General features: G+C 48.1%; 11 protein-coding genes and 2 tRNA genes. 11 read left to right on the forward strand and 2 right to left on the reverse strand.

Features of this window, described 5'->3' with window-relative positions; all coding sequences use genetic code 11:
• Positions 1-17: 17 nt before the first annotated feature.
• Positions 18-377 carry a DUF3135 domain-containing protein gene (locus tag ACFO3I_RS09550; protein ID WP_377333696.1) on the reverse strand — a complete coding sequence of 120 codons (360 nt, stop codon included), beginning with the start codon at positions 375-377 and terminating at the stop codon, positions 18-20.
• Positions 378-675: 298 nt separating this feature from the next.
• On the opposite strand from ACFO3I_RS09550, the gene ACFO3I_RS09555 reads away from it, so the two are divergent.
• The 4 genes from ACFO3I_RS09555 to ACFO3I_RS09570 all read left to right on the forward strand — a co-directional run bounded on the left by ACFO3I_RS09555 (position 676) and on the right by ACFO3I_RS09570 (position 6,241).
• A complete protein-coding gene (locus ACFO3I_RS09555) occupies positions 676-1,734 on the forward strand; it encodes a 3-deoxy-7-phosphoheptulonate synthase (RefSeq protein ID WP_377333698.1) in 1,059 nt (352 codons plus the stop codon).
• 15 nt (positions 1,735-1,749) lie between these two features.
• Positions 1,750-2,877 carry a bifunctional chorismate mutase/prephenate dehydrogenase gene (gene tyrA, locus ACFO3I_RS09560; protein WP_377333700.1) on the forward strand — a complete coding sequence of 376 codons (1,128 nt, stop codon included), beginning with the start codon at positions 1,750-1,752 and terminating at the stop codon, positions 2,875-2,877.
• Positions 2,878-2,954: 77 nt separating this feature from the next.
• A complete protein-coding gene (gene mtgA / locus ACFO3I_RS09565; RefSeq protein WP_377333702.1) occupies positions 2,955-3,647 on the forward strand; it encodes a monofunctional biosynthetic peptidoglycan transglycosylase in 693 nt (230 codons plus the stop codon).
• A gap of 323 nt (positions 3,648-3,970) precedes the next feature.
• Positions 3,971-6,241 carry an Orn/Lys/Arg family decarboxylase gene (locus ACFO3I_RS09570; RefSeq protein ID WP_377333704.1) on the forward strand — a complete coding sequence of 757 codons (2,271 nt, stop codon included), beginning with the start codon at positions 3,971-3,973 and terminating at the stop codon, positions 6,239-6,241.
• Between the two features lie 68 nt (positions 6,242-6,309).
• Here the strand turns inward: ACFO3I_RS09570 and ACFO3I_RS09575 are convergent, their stop codons facing one another.
• Entirely contained in the window at positions 6,310-7,428 is a 1,119-nt protein-coding gene (locus tag ACFO3I_RS09575) for an endonuclease/exonuclease/phosphatase family protein (protein WP_377333706.1), read from the reverse strand.
• A 395-nt stretch (positions 7,429-7,823) separates the two neighbouring features.
• On the opposite strand from ACFO3I_RS09575, the gene ACFO3I_RS09580 reads away from it, so the two are divergent.
• The 7 genes from ACFO3I_RS09580 to ACFO3I_RS09610 all read left to right on the forward strand — a co-directional run bounded on the left by ACFO3I_RS09580 (position 7,824) and on the right by ACFO3I_RS09610 (position 16,074).
• Positions 7,824-10,988 carry a TonB-dependent receptor gene (locus ACFO3I_RS09580; RefSeq protein ID WP_377333708.1) on the forward strand — a complete coding sequence of 1,055 codons (3,165 nt, stop codon included), beginning with the start codon at positions 7,824-7,826 and terminating at the stop codon, positions 10,986-10,988.
• Positions 10,989-11,104: 116 nt separating this feature from the next.
• The gene (gene udk / locus ACFO3I_RS09585; RefSeq protein WP_377333710.1) at positions 11,105-11,737 is read left to right on the forward strand and encodes a uridine kinase; all 633 of its coding nucleotides are present in this window, start codon (positions 11,105-11,107) and stop codon (positions 11,735-11,737) included.
• A 281-nt stretch (positions 11,738-12,018) separates the two neighbouring features.
• Positions 12,019-13,233 carry a NupC/NupG family nucleoside CNT transporter gene (locus ACFO3I_RS09590; RefSeq protein WP_377333712.1) on the forward strand — a complete coding sequence of 405 codons (1,215 nt, stop codon included), beginning with the start codon at positions 12,019-12,021 and terminating at the stop codon, positions 13,231-13,233.
• A 16-nt stretch (positions 13,234-13,249) separates the two neighbouring features.
• Entirely contained in the window at positions 13,250-14,203 is a 954-nt protein-coding gene (locus ACFO3I_RS09595; RefSeq protein ID WP_377333713.1) for an isopenicillin N synthase family dioxygenase, read from the forward strand.
• A gap of 181 nt (positions 14,204-14,384) precedes the next feature.
• Positions 14,385-14,469 (forward strand) — tRNA-Leu (locus ACFO3I_RS09600).
• Between the two features lie 28 nt (positions 14,470-14,497).
• Positions 14,498-14,582: transfer RNA gene (locus ACFO3I_RS09605), tRNA-Leu, on the forward strand.
• A 115-nt stretch (positions 14,583-14,697) separates the two neighbouring features.
• The gene (locus tag ACFO3I_RS09610) at positions 14,698-16,074 is read left to right on the forward strand and encodes a methyl-accepting chemotaxis protein (protein ID WP_377333715.1); all 1,377 of its coding nucleotides are present in this window, start codon (positions 14,698-14,700) and stop codon (positions 16,072-16,074) included.
• Positions 16,075-16,495 lie beyond the last annotated feature (421 nt).

The following is a 16,495-nucleotide window of genomic DNA, read 5'->3' on the forward strand; positions in this document are numbered from 1 at the left end:
ACTTACTTTTTGATACTTTATTTTTCCCAATCTGAAAACAGCTTTTTGTGTGGAAACTCCAAAATTGCTGCGCTGCTCTTGCCGGAGGCTGGAGTTGAGCTCAGCAATTCCAATTGTTGTTGCATCAGATTGATATGACCCAGCATCAGCTCATAAGTTCGCTGCAATCGCACTAAAGGTGCTGCACAGTGCCGGTGCCTCGCATTCATCCGAAATAACAATCGCTCCATGGCCAGCCGATTCTCCGCAGAAGACTGTGCTTCCAGCAGTTCAAGGTTTAGCTTTTGCTGCAAAAGCTCCAGTTGCTGCGGTGCCTTGTTGGCAAGCTGTAGCAACTCATCAAAGCTTGGTAAGTTGGGATAAGCTTGGGATGTCATCTTGGATCTCCGCTGCAACGCACTTCTTCAGTTTAGTAACTTGGGCTTGGGGTGCAGGATTTTTCTTTGGTGCGCCTTTTTGGAAACTTATCTTTCCAATTTAATTTTTCTCTGTAGTGGCAGTTTTATCTGGTATTTGTTGGATCTTTTGGTTGACTTGATTCAGTTTGGTTTTTATGATGCTCGAGTTTTGTAATTTATAATATACGTGTTGGCAATAAAAGTTTACGGTGATTTTGCTCTGAAAAGCAGATGCAGCCCGGCGCTTTGGCAACGCAACTGGCTACAGGAGCATCCCATGAGCAAAATAGTTGACGATTTACGCATTACTTCCGAAAAACTACTCAGCCCTCCGTCTGTGCTGAAGCAGGCATTACCACTGTCTGATAAAGGTGCGGGTTTTGTGCAAAAAGCGCGTCAGGAAATAGCAGACATTATTCATGGTCGCGACCCTCGTTTGTTGGTGATCACCGGACCTTGTTCCATTCATGATCCGGTTTCAGCGATGGACTACGCCCGGCGTCTGAAACAATTGCAGTTGCAGTACCAGGACAGTCTGTACATTGTGATGCGGGTCTATTTTGAAAAGCCCAGAACCACAGTGGGCTGGAAAGGCTTTATTAATGATCCACATTTGAACGACTCGTTTGATCTGGAGACTGGCCTGACCAAAGGCCGCAAGTTGTTGTTAGAGTTGGTCGACATGGAGCTTCCAGCCGCCACAGAGGCACTGGACCCTATCAGTCCTCAATACTTATCCGATCTGATTAGCTGGGCCGCCGTTGGCGCCCGCACTGTGGAGTCTCAGACTCACCGTGAAATGGCCAGTGGTTTGTCTATGCCTGTTGGCTTTAAAAATGGCACTGATGGCAATCTGAACATTGCCTTGAATGCATTGCAGTCTGCGGCCAGCGGCCATAGTTTTATCGGTATTAACCAGAAAGGTCAGGTTGCGTTGGTGCAAACAGCCGGAAACCCGGATGGCCATGTGATCCTGCGTGGTGGCAGTAAACCGAATTACGACGAGCAAAGTGTGGAAGCTGCGCTGAATGCGCTGAAGAAGCATAAGTTACCTTTAGGTTTGGTGATCGATTGCAGCCATGGCAACTCAAACAAAGACCATAATCGCCAGCCGTTAGTGGCGAAAGAAGTGATCCGGCAACGCCGCGCTGGTAACCCGCATATCATCGGTATTATGCTGGAAAGTCATATTCATGCTGGTCGTCAGGACTTGATTGACGGTAAGGCAGAGTTATACGGTGTATCTGTCACAGATGCCTGTATCGACTGGGCCAGTACTGCACAACTTCTTGCTGAACTGGAGCAGGAGTTATCTGCGGCTGTGACGGCGGCTTAATCTCAGGAGAGTGACGTGTCAGATCCTATGTCTGCGTTGTTGCCCTTAAGGCAGCAGATTGATGAAGTGGATAGTCAGTTAGTGCAATTGCTGGCCCGAAGAGCGCAGATCACTGCGCAAGTTGGTCGGGTGAAGCAGCAGCACGCATTGCCTCTGTATGTACCTGAGCGTGAGCAAGCGCTGATTAAAGCCAGACGTAGTGAAGCGCAGTCGGCCGGTGTATCAGCCGATTTGGTTGAAGATGTGCTCCGCCGCGTCATGCGTGAATCCTATCAGACGCAGGAGGCGGGTTTTGTCTGCTGCCGCACCCCTGGCGACAAAATAGTGGTGGTCGGTGGGGCCGGAGCACTGGGCAGTCGTTTTGTTAGCTTGTTCCGCCGCTCCGGTTATCAGGTGGAAGTTCTTGAATCCGATAATCAAGCCCAAGCTGAACAATTGGTTTCTGGCGCCGTCTTGGTGTTGGTGGCTGTGCCTATTGCTTTGACTGAGCAGGTGATCCGCCAACTGCCGCAATTGGCCCCGGACGCTATTCTTGCTGATTTAACCAGTACCAAAACCGGTCCATTGCAAGCCATGCTGGAGGTGCACAGTGGCCCTGTACTGGGGCTGCATCCCATGTTTGGCCCAGATATCTCCAACATTGCCAAGCAGGTCGTGGTAGTGACACCAGGTCGCCAGCAAGGATCCTGTCAATGGCTATTGCAGCAATTGCGGGTCTGGGGGGCTGTACTGACAGAGAAAACAGCCAAACAGCACGACGAATTGATGCAACTGATTCAGGCCATGCGGCATTTCAGTTCGCTGGTGTATGGTGTTCATCTGGCAGAGGAGCAGGCTGATTTGCAGCAATTGCTTGAACTGAGTTCGCCGATTTACCGTCTGGAACTGGCGATGGTAGGCCGGTTGTTTGCGCAGAATGCCGAACTCTATGCTGACATTATGCTGTCGTCTGCCGAAGTCACCTTAGTGCTGCAGCGTTATCAGCACAGGTTTAACCGATTGTCTCATCTGCTGGCAGCCAAAGATAAAGTCGGTTTGATGGCCGAGTTTGCCAAGGGGCAGCAGTTTTTTGGTGACCTTGCGGCCGAGTTTTTGCAAGAAAGCCGGCAGCTGTTACAAAAAGCTGCGGACGGCCGGTCCTGACCTAAAACCTTTTTTACTTCCCTTCTTTACCTGTACTGCGCCAGCCTTTAGTCTGGGTGCAGCTACAGGAGGTTAAGGTGCTGAAGTCATTGACGTTGTTTCTGCTAAAACTGCTCAGATGGAGTGCTCTGCTGGTATTGCTATGGGTATTACTGGGCAGTTTTTTACCTATTCCATACACCGGGCTGATGCTAGAGCGTCAATTGGAAGCCTGGTGGCAGGGGCAATCCTACCAGCGTCAGCATCAGTGGGTACCCTACGAGCAAATTTCCCGTCACGCCAAACAAGCTGTTGTAGCAGCTGAAGATCAAAAGTTTCCTGAGCACTATGGCTTTGATATGGCCGCAATCGAAAAAGCACTGGTCTACAACAGAAAAGGTTCGAAAGTGCGCGGTGCCTCGACCATTAGCCAGCAAACGGCGAAGAATGTGTTTCTTTGGTCTGGTCGCAGTTGGTTGCGCAAAGGGTTGGAGTCAGGCTTTACCTTGTTGATAGAACTGGCGTGGGGCAAACAGCGTATTCTTGAGGTGTATCTCAACAGCGTCGAATTTGGCCCCGGAATTTATGGTGTAGAAGCCGCGTCCAGGCATTTCTTCTCAAAGAGTGCGGCAAGATTAACCAGGCAGGAAGCGGCGTTGCTGGCTGCAGTGCTACCCAACCCATTACGTTTTAAGGTCAATCGGCCATCGCCTTACATTTATAAACGTCAGCAATGGATTTTGAAGCAAATGAATCAGCTGGCGTCCGTAGAAAAATTAGTCACCGATTGAGTGGGGGATCACGTTGTGCTGTGGGGACCTTATACACTGCTTAAGCATGCAAAAAAAACGAGGCTGTATTCAGCCTCGTAAAACAACAGGGTTTATTCAAGAACACATCCGTGCTGGGAGAGCACAAGCGTATTGTCGCCAAACGCGATGGCAGTTTCATGACAGCGTGACGAATTTCTGCCTGAATACGTATTCAAGTTAAGCTCTGATGAATTTCACGTCACTGTCATGTAGGTTTTTCGAGGTTTTTGCCGCGTCAGTTAGAGGAATTTTCTGCAAAATGCAGTATCCTTTGCGCACTTTTAACTGCTGTGGGGAACGCCATGCGTTTTTATTTCCCAATTATCATCATTGATGAAGATTTCCGCTCTGAAAACACCAGTGGTTCAGGCATTCGAGAACTGGCTGCAGCTATTGAAGCTGAAGGTATGGATGTTGTCGGATATACCAGTTATGGCGATTTAACGTCCTTTGCACAGCAACAAAGCCGGGCCGCCGGTTTTATTCTGTCGATTGATGACGAAGAGTTTGGTGCAGGCAGCGCTGAAGATTCGGCGTCCGTACTGGAAAACCTGAAAGGCTTTGTCGAGAAAATTCGTCATCGCAACCCGGATATTCCTATTTATCTTTATGGCGAAACCCGCACGTCACGGCACATACCCAACGCCATTCTTCGCGAACTGCATGGCTTCATCCATATGCATGAAGACACGCCAGAATTTGTGGCCCGCCATATTATCCGTGAAGCGAAAAGTTACCTGGATACCTTAGCACCACCATTTTTCCGTGCGTTAACCCATTATGCACAAGACGGCTCTTATTCATGGCACTGCCCTGGTCACTCTGGTGGTGTGGCATTCTTAAAATCTCCTGTTGGCCAAATGTTCCACCAGTTTTTTGGTGAAAACATGCTGCGTGCCGACGTGTGTAACGCGGTGGATGAGTTAGGCCAGTTGCTGGACCACACAGGCCCAGTGGCGGCGTCGGAACGCAATGCGGCGCGGATTTTTAACTGTGACCACTTATTCTTCGTCACGAACGGCACGTCAACGTCTAACAAAATCGTCTGGAACTCGACAGTCGCTCCGGGTGACATTGTGGTGGTAGACCGTAACTGCCATAAATCCATTTTGCACGCCATTATGATGACAGGTGCGGTGCCGGTATTTTTGATGCCAACCCGCAACCACTACGGCATTATAGGACCAATTCCGCGTAGTGAGTTTGACCCGGAAACCATCCGTAAAAAGATGCTGGCCAATCCATTCTGCCGTGAAAAACTGGAACAAAACCCGAACCTCAAGCCACGTGTACTGACCATCACTCAGTCAACCTATGACGGTGTTCTGTACAACGTGGAAGAGATTAAATCCTTGCTGGATGGCGAAATTGAAACGCTGCATTTCGATGAGGCCTGGTTACCACACGCAGCTTTCCACGATTTTTATGGCGACTACCACGCGATTGGCGAAGGCCGCCCACGTTGTGAAACCTCGATGGTGTTTTCTACCCAGTCAACCCACAAACTGCTGGCTGGTATTTCACAAGCATCCCAAATTCTGGTGCAGGACGCCAAAGAGAACAAACTGGATCAGCATTTGTTCAACGAAGCCTACTTGATGCACACATCCACCAGCCCGCAATACGCCATTATCGCCTCTTGTGACGTGGCGGCAGCCATGATGGAAGCGCCAGGTGGTACTGCCTTGGTAGAAGAGTCGCTGGACGAAGCCTTAGAATTCCGCCGAGCCATGCGCAAAGTGGACGACGAATACGGCGACGACTGGTGGTTTAAGGTGTGGGGGCCGGACGATTTAACCGCAGAAGGTTTGGATCACCGCGATGCCTGGATGCTGAAAGCCGGTGAAAGCTGGCATGGCTTCGGCGATATCGCCGAAGGCTTCAACCTGCTGGATCCTATCAAGGCCACTATTCTGACGCCCGGGTTGAATGTGGATGGTAATTTTGCCGATAGCGGTATTCCTGCTGCCATCGTGGCCAAATACCTGTCTGAGCACGGGGTAGTGATTGAAAAAACCGGCCTGTACTCGTTTTTCATTATGTTCACCATCGGCATTACAAAAGGCCGCTGGAACACTATGGTTACCGCACTGCAGCAGTTTAAAGACGACTACGATAAAAACGCGCCATTGTGGCGGGTACTGCCTGAGTTTATTGCCAAGTTTCCGCAGTACGAGCGCATTGGTCTGAGAGACTTGTGTGATCAAATTCATCAGATTTACCGCGAAAACAACGTGGCGAAACTGACCACAGAAATGTACCTGTCTGATCTGGTGCCGGCGATGAAGCCATCGAAAGCCTTTGCTGCCATGGCACACAAAGAGCTGGACCGGGTGCCGCTGGATCAACTGGTCGGCCGTATTACTGCTGTAATGTTAACGCCGTATCCACCAGGTATTCCATTGTTGGTGCCGGGTGAAGTGTTTAACACCACTATTGTGGATTATCTGAAATTCGCCCGTGAGTTCAATGGCCGTTTCCCAGGCTTTGAAACTTATATTCATGGGTTGGTATCAGAAGAGCGCAATGGCAAAACTGAATACTTCGTGGATTGTGTGAAAGCACAGGCGTAAGCCCATCCTATAAAAAAGGCCAGCAGATGCTGGCCTTTTTACTTTCCGTACTCCGTTGTTAAAAGCAATTAGTCGGTTATTTCCAGCTCTAACCAGACCATACGATGGTCTGAACTGCTTTCACGGTCGGCCACTGTAAAATCCAAGGCTTCGCCTTTTACTGGCCAGAATACTCCGCCATCTTTGATGGCAAAGCCGTAGCTGGACGGCAATACATAGTCTGCACGCATCCGCCAGGCCGCTGTATGGTACTGACCCAATGGGTTGGCAGGGCTGTTGGCTTTGCCACCACTGCTGTGAGGAATAAAATCACCACTAATACGACTGTGGCCAATCAACCCCCGGATGGCGTCTTTGTATGAATCCCCTTCAACCGCAGAAGAGTTCAGGTCACCCAGCACGACAAAACGTTGTTGTTCTGCCAAGCCACCTTTGGTGCCTTTGTCGTCGTAGATGTAGTTGGCTTTGTCGCCAGACAGATAATCGACCCAGAATCGCACTTCGTCATGGTTGCGTTTGCCGTTGCGGTCTTCTTCACCGTCGAACACTGGCGGAGTAGGGTGGCTGATCAGCAAGTGAACCGGCGTCCCTTTTACATCAATCAGTAAATCCCAATGCGATTTTGACGACAATGGCATTTGCTGCCAGGTATCAGCAGAGTACCAATCACTGCCATCCGCTTTGGTCGTTTTCAGGTAACCCGGCATATCTTTCCATTTAAACTGCTGGAAGCTTCTGCTTTGGTTCTGATTGATCGGGTAGCGCGATAACACCATCATGCCATATTGGCCCGGATAGAGACCAAAGCCCCAGGCATCGGCGCCAGTGCCCGAAGCTTTGCCGTCATTATCCAAATCAAAACCGCTTGGCTGGCCCGTATTTACCGTGGAGTAGTAGAAATACGGGTAGTCAATGGGCTCTTGGCCATTCAGAGCCTTCTGCAGGTAGTTGCGGATAAACAACTGAACGCCATGCTCAGGCTGAGCTATATAGTCAAATTCGTTCAGCAATAACACATCGGGACGAACACGCTGAATAATGCTTGCGATGTTCTGGATTTGTGGATGCTTGCCTTGTGCCAGCAGCTGACTGAGCAACTCAGGCTGCAAAGCTGCACCTCGTGGCAGGTAGTTTTCCGACTCCATGCTGACGTTAAATGTCGCAACTTTCAGACTGTTAGTCGCCATCGATGCTCCTGAATGCACTAAACAACTGCCCAGTATTACGGCTGAAAAAAAATACTTCATACAAAAATGTCCCGTCAGAAAAGGTGAGATAGCTTAAGGCGAACGCTCGGAAAGTAGCGAAATCCAAGGTCAAACCACATATTTTTACGTCTGTTGACATTTGAATTACAGATCCGACCAATACCCTTAAGCACTGTACGACTTTTATCTTTCCTATGTTACACTTGCGTGACAGCTAGGCGTGACACCTTGCCCTACAAGAAGTTCAGTTTTCGCCTGGCAAATCGTAAAAAAAACGTAATAATTCTGCGTTATATTTTCCGACCAAATTAAAGACTGGATTGTCTTTGGCTTGGCTAAATAAAGAATTTACAACTACCAGGTGAAAAAACGATATGAAAATTAAGCATATTGCCCTTGCCGTTACCTTAGCACTCGGTGCTAGTAATTTGGCTCTGGCGCAGGAAACTTCGTCATCTATTCGCGGACGCATTACGACTCCTGAAGGCGCCGCTGCTCCAGGCACTAAGGTTATTATCACCCACGTTCCTTCAGGCACTAGTCGCCAGATCGTGACCAACGACTCAGGCAGCTTTGTTGCTTCAGGTCTGCGTGTTGGCGGTCCTTACCGGGTGGTGATTGATTCTGATACTTACACTGACCAGACACTTGAAAATATCTTTTTGCAGTTAGGTGATACCTATCAAGTTAACCAGTCTTTACAGTCTGACTCGGTAGAACGTATTGCAGTTACTGGTACTTCAATTGCTTATACGTCTTCAGGTTCAAGCAGCTATTTTGGCGCAGAGCAAATCCGCAATGCACCAAGCTTAAACAACGATATCAAAGATTTAGTGCGTAACAACCCGCTGGCTGTACTTTCTTCAAAAGACGGCGAATTAAGCGTGGCTGGTACTAACCCTCGCTACAACAGCATTACGGTTGACGGTATTTCTCAGAACGACGATTTTGGTCTGAATGCCAGCGGTTACCCAACCTCCCGTAGCCCAATTTCTTTTGAAGCCATTGACCAAATCTCTGTTGAGACTTCACCATTCAATGCTAAGTCTGGCGGTTTCCAGGGTGCGCAAATTGATGCGGTCACCAAGTCAGGTGCAAACAAGACTTTTGGTTCATTCAAATACGAATTTAAAAACGACAGTTTAGCGGGTACGCCAGCTAACAAATTTGCTGCGACAGCAGCAAATCCGAAAGGGGAAGTTCCTTTAGATTTTGAAAACAAAAACTGGGGTGCGACGTTAGGTGGTGCCATCGTTCAAGATAAACTGTTCTACTTCGCATCTTATGAAAAATACGATGCGACACCTCCGTTAGAGTGGGGTCCAGTGGACGCAGGTTTATCTAACTCCGCTTTAGTTACACAAGATCAATTAGATCAGATCGTTGCCATTGCCCGAGATGTATACGGTGTTGATGCTGGTGACTGGAACATCATTCCCGAAGAATCAGATGAAAAGATGCTGATGAAACTGGACTGGAACATCAATGATGCACAGCGCGCTGCATTTACTTACCAGTACAACAAAGGCAATCAGACGCAAAACAACCAGTCAACTTCTACTCGTATGCGTTTATCGTCAAACTGGTACAACAAAGAAGAAGAGCTGAATAACTACGCATTTAAACTGTATTCAGATTGGACTTCTGAGTTCTCTACTCAGTTCAGTGCTACATACATGGACGTGACGACCAAACAAATCTCTAACGGTCAGTTTGGTGATGTCACCATCAACGTGCCTCGCTTTGGTGGTACGTCTTCTCAGACAACGTCAGTGAGCCTTGGTAGTGATATTTCTCGTCACTCAAACGATCTGGCCAAGAAGACCTTTATTTTAGCTATGGACGGTGAATACCTGTTGGATGAACACCGTTTGACTTTTGGCTACCAACTGAAGCAGATGGACATCTTCAACCTGTTCTTGCAAAGAACTAAAGGTGAATACGTCTTTAACAGCATTGCTGATTTCCAAAACCGTGCTGCGGCTTCTATCCGCTATCAGAACTCAGTGACACATAACCCGAATGATGTTGCGGCAAACTTCGTTCGTGATGAACATGCTCTGTATATTCAGGATGAGTGGGTTCTGACGGACGAACTGACTCTGGACATGGGGGTTCGTTATGAGCGTTTAGGTTCAGATGATACGCCACGTTTCAACCAGTTCTCTCTGGACCGCACTGGTTATGTCAACACAGAAAACCTGGATGGCGCAGATATCATTCTGCCTCGTTTAGGCTTCACGTATACACCTACTCTGGATTTAACTATCCGCGGTGGTGTGGGTCGTTTCTCTGGTGGCCAGCCAACAGTTTGGGTATCTAACAGCTACTCGAACCCAGGTCTGGGAACCGGTGACCGCACACTGCGTAACTTAACCAACGTCAGCCTGACTGAAGTGCCACAAGCACTGAAAGATGCTGTTGCTGGTGTGACGACTGGCGGCAACACCAACCTGATCGACCCGAATTACAACATTCAGTCTGATTGGCGCTATCAATTGGCTGCGGACTATGTGTTCTCTGTTCCTTATCTGGGCGAAGATTTCACATGGACCAACGAATTCTTGTTCGTCGATAAGAAAGACAGCTCTGTATGGAAAGACGTGAGCCTGTTAGATTCTGAAATTGTTGCAACGACGCCAGACGGTCAGCGCAACATTTATAACGACACTGATGGCGTTTCAGACATCATGTTGACGAATACAGACGAAGACGGTCGCTCTAAGATTTTCAGCACTATGCTGAGCAAATCTTGGGACAACGGTTTGTCTATGACAGCGTCTTATACCAACCAGGATGTGACAGAAGGCGCTCCAGGCACTAGCTCAACAGCTGGTAGTAATTATGGTAATAGCTATGTGATAAACCGTAATGACGTCTATCTGGGCCGTGCGTCATTTGAAACTGAACACCGTTTAGTGATGAACCTGAATTACACTACTGAGTTTTTTGCTGGTTATGACACCAACTTCAGCGTGTTCTTCGAGCGCCGCTCAGGCAAACCAATTAACTATACTTTAGGTGTACAAAACTGGAGCTCACCAGATCCAGTCCAGAACCCGTATGTTCAGTTAAGCCCAGGTACAACCAACAACTACTTCGCCCCTTACATTCCGGTGAAAGGCGACTACTCAGTTGTGAAGTTTGCCAGCACTACAGCTGAAACTCAGTTCTGGGATGCGGTTACTGCGCTAGGCTTAGATAAATACCAAGGTCAATACTTGCCGAAAGGTTCTGCGACCACTCCATGGGTTACTACTGTCGACGTTTCAGTTCGTCAGGAAATTCCTGGATTCATGGAAGGTCATAAAGGTGAAATCTACTTTGTCGTAGATAACTTCCTGAACCTGGTCGATAGCTCAAAAGGCAAAGTCTATGGTGACGACTTCGGTGACCTTGAATTAACCAAGTTTACCTTGGACCCAACAACGCATCATTATATCTATGATGGCGTGACTTCACGCAGAGACAACTGGGATAAGTTCTACACAGAAGAATCAACTTGGCGTGCCAAAGTTGGTGTGATGTACCGCTTCTAATCCTTCAGTTATTTAGCTAAAACTAAAAATGCCGGTGTAAACCGGCATTTTTTATTTATCGATATCAACAAATCCGCGATAATAGCGGCAATTGATTTAGCTAAAGCAGAATACCCGTGCCTAAAAGTACCATCATTGCCATTGCCGGCGCCTCCGCTTCAGGAAAGAGTTTATTTGCCTCCACTGTCTATCAGGAACTGGTGGCTGAATTAGGTGGAGAGCGTATTGCTGTGCTCGCCGAAGACGCCTACTACCGCAATCAGGATCATTTATCATTCGAGCAACGTTGTCTGACCAACTACGACCATCCGGCCGCCTTTGAGCATGAATTGTTGGCAGCGCACCTGCAGCAACTGAAAACCGGCGAGGCGGTTGAAATGCCGCAGTACTGCTACAAAACCCATACCCGCAAAACCGAAACGATTCGGGTGCATCCGGCCAAAGTGGTACTGGTGGAAGGTATTTTATTGCTGACTGATGAAAAGCTTCGTCAGCAATTTAATATCACCGTGTTTATGGATACACCGCTTGATGTCTGTTTACTGCGTCGGATCAAACGTGACATGGAAGACCGCGGCCGTACCTTGGGCTCCATCACAGAACAATATGAAAACTACGTCCGTCCGGCATTTTTCGAGTTTATTAACCCATCGAAGCAGTATGCTGACCTGGTGGTAACTCGGGGTGGCAAAAATGAAATTGCCATCGACATCATCAAAACCAAAATCCGTCAGCTGTTAGTGGAATGAAGTCACGCAGACGGGTTAAGGTGCTGCAAAGTGGTAACCCGTCGCTTCCGCTCTGTTAACAGCTTTGCAATCAACGCATTTCTGCTATAATCGCGCGGCAAAACGTCAAGTTTAGACAACCCCAGAACAGCAATTTAGGCAGTTTGATGTCGATTTCTTCGGCCATTCTGCTCCCGCTAGGAAACTGTAACTACTTGATCTTTTGATGCTATTCTATGGACTTGGCATCACTAGAACAATGAACTGGCTGCAAGGCCAGGCCCCGTATCCAAGGAATAATTATGATGAGTTTAGTTGGCATCGCTGCCATCTTATTAACTGCCTATCTGTTTTCGGCTCACAGAAGTCAGATCAAATGGCGCACTGTTGTCGGAGCCTTTCTAATCCAGATGGCTATTGGTGCTTTTGTACTTTATGTGCCTTTTGGTAAAGACGTGTTGTTGAGCATTTCGGGCTTTGTCGGACAAATTATTAGCTATGCCCAACAAGGTATTGTTTTTCTGTTCGGTGATGCCGGTGCACAGAAGTACGGGTTTGTGTTTGCCATTCATGTGCTTACCGTCATTATCTTCTTCTCGTCACTGATTGCCGTGCTTTACCACATTGGTGTAATGCGGATCATTATTAGTGTACTGGGCGGTGGTCTACAGAAGTTGCTGGGAACCAGTCGTCCTGAATCCATGAACTCAGCGGCCAATATATTTGTCGGTCAAACTGAAGCCCCTCTGGTGGTCAAACCTTTTATCCCGTCAATGACGCGTTCTGAGCTCTTTGCGGTGATGGTCGGCGGTTTATCCTCTGTCGCTGGTTCTGTACTGGCGGGTTACGCTGGTATGGGCGTGGAACTGAAGTATTTGATTGCTGCCAGCTTTATGGCTGCGCCAGGTGGCTTGTTGATGGCGAAATTGTTGCTGCCAGAAACCGAAACTCCAAAAGATGATTTAGCTGCGGCAGTGGCGATGGAAAAAAACACCAACGTGATAGACGCTGCGGCTTCTGGCGCCGCCAGTGGCTTGCAACTGGCTCTGAATGTAGGTGCCATGTTGTTGGCTTTTGTTGGTTTGATTGCCATGGTCAATGGTCTGATCGGCTGGGTGGGTGGCCTGGTTGGCGTTGAAGGGTTAACACTGCAACAGATTTTTGGTTATGTCTTCCAGCCACTAGCTTTTGTGTTGGGGGTGACTTGGGATGAAGCCCGGCTTGCCGGTAGCTTTATTGGTCAGAAGTTAGTGATCAACGAATTTGTGGCCTATCTGGATTTTATTGAATACGTGAAAGCAGGACAGCTGAGTGATCATACTCAGGTGATCGTGACTATCGCGCTCTGTGGTTTTGCAAACTTCTCATCTATTGCCATTCTGTTAGGTGGCTTAGGTGTGATGGCGCCGAATCGTCGCTCGGACATTGCAGAACTTGGTCTGAAAGCGTTGCTGGCTGCCACTCTGGCGAATTTAATGAGTGCAGCAATTGCAGGCTTTTTCTTCTCGTTAAGTTAAAACACGGGTTACAACTATGACTCAACAACAAGTCCCTACGTTGGACATCAGACGGTTTGCCACCGACAAAGACAACTTTGTTGCCGAAATTGGCAAGGCCTACACTGAGTTTGGATTCTGCGGCATTAGTGGCCACGGCATTCCAGATGAAGTGGTGGACAACACCTACAAAGCAATTAAGAAGTTCTTTGCGTTGCCGACTGAAGTGAAACGGGCTTATCACGTACCAGGCCAAGGCGGCGCACGTGGTTACACGGGGTTTGGTGTTGAGAAAGCGAAAGACAGTAATCACCCGGATTTAAAGGAGTTCTGGCATGTAGGCCGTGAACTGTCAGGTCCTGCGCCGCATGAGTGCCTGTATCCAAATTTGTGGCCAACTGAAGTGCCAGAGTTTAAAAAAGCGACCTACGACTTATATCTGGCCCTGGAACAGTTAGGTACTCAGGTGCTGCGTGCTTTGGCGTTATTTCTTCACCAGGATGAATACTACTTTGATAACAAAGTAAATTACGGCAATTCTATTTTGCGGCCAATCCACTATCCGCCAATTCAGGATACGTCGACTCAGTCGATTCGCGCTGGACAGCATGAAGATATCAACCTGATTACCTTACTGGTGGGGTCACATGAATCGGGTCTTGAGATCCTGCGTCGTGATGGCAGTTGGCTGCCGGTGACCACTATCGAAGGAACTATTGTGGTGAACATTGGGGATATGTTGCAGCGCCTGACCAACCATGTGTTGCCTTCAACTACTCACCGTGTAGTGAACCCTGCCGGATCTGCAGCCGGTCAGCCGCGTTATTCTATTCCGTTTTTTATGCATCCGAACCCGGATTTTGTCATCGAAACACTGCCAAGCTGTATTTCTGCAGAGCAGCCGAATCGGTATCCCCAGTCAATCAATTCCAATGATTACTTACTGCAGCGTTTAGAAGAAATTGGTTTGCTGAAAAAGGCAAAATACTGAGTTTGTGCGTAACGTAAAAGGGCGAACAGGGTTCGCCCTTTTTTATGAGTAAAATCAGCCCTGCAGATCGGCACTGCTGCTGAACATTTCAGCAGTCAGTCGAAAAAACTCAGAAATTTTGCATTGCTTGGTTGACGAGTTGGCTTGTGACGCATAATATGCACGCCGTCAGCGACGCTTGGCCGCGGTGGTGGAATTGGTAGACACACTAGCTTCAGGTGTTAGCGCTTCACGGCGTGGGGGTTCGAGTCCCCCCCCCGGCACCAAAAGTCGCAGACAAAAAAATTAGATGTTGCCGCGGTGGTGGAATTGGTAGACACACTAGCTTCAGGTGTTAGCGCTTCACGGCGTGGGGGTTCGAGTCCCCCCCCCGGCACCAACTCTAATTTAATCAGATTTCCTCTTATTTAATCTCTATTTATTCTTTTCGTCGTTTACAGAATTCTCAGTCACATCTATGGTTTAGCTAATCATTTTCCTGATTAGTTGCTCTTATGCTGTCCCATCTGACCATAAAAAACCGTCTTCTTAGTATTTTAATCGTCGCAGTTATCGGACAAATTTTGCTGTGCTTTTTAGTACTGTCCGGGCTGAAAACCAATGTGCTTGAAGAAAAGCGTTTGTCGACTCAATACCTGGCTCAGGTAGCAACGAATATTGTCGCGTCTTATCATTCCAAAGCCACCCAGGGTGAACTGAGCGAAGTTCAGGCGAAAGCCTTGGCGCTGAAAGCCTTGCAAGACATCCGGTATAAAGAGGACGACTACTACTTTGTGATCGATCAGCAGGTGAATATGTTGATGCATCCATTTCGTCCCGATTTAAACGGCAAGAGCGTTGCCGATTTTAAAGATAAAGAAGGGCGTCTTCTATTTAAGGATATGGCCGATGGCGTGCTGGATGATGGTGAACATAGCGTCTTCTATAACTGGCCCAAACCTGGGGCAACCGACCCGGTTCCCAAAATCACTCATGTCGAGCTTTTTAAACCTTGGGGCTGGATTGTCGGTACCGGCATTTATGTAGATGATGTCGATACCGCCTTTTATCAGGTGATGATAAAACTTGTAGGCTTAGCCGTTCTAATCATCCTCGTGCTGACCGTTATAAGCTGGCTTGTTTCCCGTTCGGTTGTAGTTCCGTTAACTAAGGTCGTGGACGCGATGCATGATATCGCCAGAGGGGAAGGTGACCTAACGGTGCGACTGACTTACCAGGGACAGGATGAGCTGGGTAAGTTGGTGTCTTCTTTTAATCTCTTTGTCGGCAAAATTGCTGTTTTAATTAAATCGGTGGGAGAGACCGCCGTTTCGCTGAATCAAAATGCTGATCAGGCCAGTCAAATCGCGACCCAGATTAATCATGAAGGCAGCCAGCAGCGACAGGAAACAGATATGGTCGCAACTGCTATTACTGAAATGAGCTCAGCTATATCGGAAGTTGCCCAAAGTGCTGAACTTGCCAATCGTGAAACTGAGCAAGTCGGGCAATTGACTAGTCAGGGCTTACAGTTAATGCAGAATACAGTGAAGAGTATTGAAAGCCAGCGTGAAACCATTGAACAAAGTGCTGAAGTTGCGCAATCGTTGTATCAGGCATCGCAGAACATCAATCAGGTGCTGAGTATCATTAACCAGCTCGCTGACCAGACTAATTTGCTTGCACTAAATGCCGCTATAGAAGCTGCCAGAGCTGGCGAGCACGGACGCGGTTTTTCTGTAGTGGCTGATGAAGTCCGTACGCTTGCATACCGTACTCAACAATCCACTCAGGAAATTGCCTCTATTATTACCCAGCTGCAGAATGATACGCAGCGAATGACCACTTCTGTTCAGCTAAGCCAAACCTCTGCGCAGCAAAATATAGAATGAGCCGATCAGGTCCAGCAGGCGTTAACTACTATTAGTCAGTCGATGACTCAGATAGCCGACATGAATGCACATATAGCTACTGCAGCAGAGCAGCAAAGTGCTGTCGCCTCTGAAGTCGACAAAAACGTACATACCATGAGTGATTTGGTGCACCAGACGGCTAATACTATTAGTCGATGTGATGAATCCACCCGCCAGCTCCATCGACTTAGCCAGGATCTGCAACAACTCGTAAGCCAATTTAAGGTTTAACTCCGATTAAATTGGCTGATATCAGCCAATAAATGAACGTTTCGTTCGTTTGTTGAGCGGTTGAGCGTCATTATCATCAAAATGTCACTTTAGCGCTTGCGTAAAGTTCTGGGGCCCCTATAATGCGCGCCATGCCGACGGGGTGAAGCGAAAGCGACTCTGGTGGTGA

Source organism: Rheinheimera marina (genome assembly GCF_042654345.1).
Classification (GTDB): domain Bacteria; phylum Pseudomonadota; class Gammaproteobacteria; order Enterobacterales; family Alteromonadaceae; genus Pararheinheimera; species Pararheinheimera marina.

What these genes read in the sequence shown, in the direction of transcription:
- ACFO3I_RS09595 (WP_377333713.1), top strand. Translation starts at nt 13,250, where the DNA reads ATGACTCAACAACAAGTCCCTACGTTGGACATCAGACGGTTTGCCACC.
- ACFO3I_RS09550 (WP_377333696.1), bottom strand. Translation starts at nt 377, where the DNA reads ATGACATCCCAAGCTTATCCCAACTTACCAAGCTTTGATGAGTTGCTA.
- ACFO3I_RS09580 (WP_377333708.1), top strand. Translation starts at nt 7,824, where the DNA reads ATGAAAATTAAGCATATTGCCCTTGCCGTTACCTTAGCACTCGGTGCT.
- ACFO3I_RS09590 (WP_377333712.1), top strand. Translation starts at nt 12,019, where the DNA reads ATGATGAGTTTAGTTGGCATCGCTGCCATCTTATTAACTGCCTATCTG.
- ACFO3I_RS09555 (WP_377333698.1), top strand. Translation starts at nt 676, where the DNA reads ATGAGCAAAATAGTTGACGATTTACGCATTACTTCCGAAAAACTACTC.
- ACFO3I_RS09570 (WP_377333704.1), top strand. Translation starts at nt 3,971, where the DNA reads ATGCGTTTTTATTTCCCAATTATCATCATTGATGAAGATTTCCGCTCT.
- ACFO3I_RS09575 (WP_377333706.1), bottom strand. Translation starts at nt 7,428, where the DNA reads ATGGCGACTAACAGTCTGAAAGTTGCGACATTTAACGTCAGCATGGAG.
- ACFO3I_RS09610 (WP_377333715.1), top strand. Translation starts at nt 14,698, where the DNA reads ATGCTGTCCCATCTGACCATAAAAAACCGTCTTCTTAGTATTTTAATC.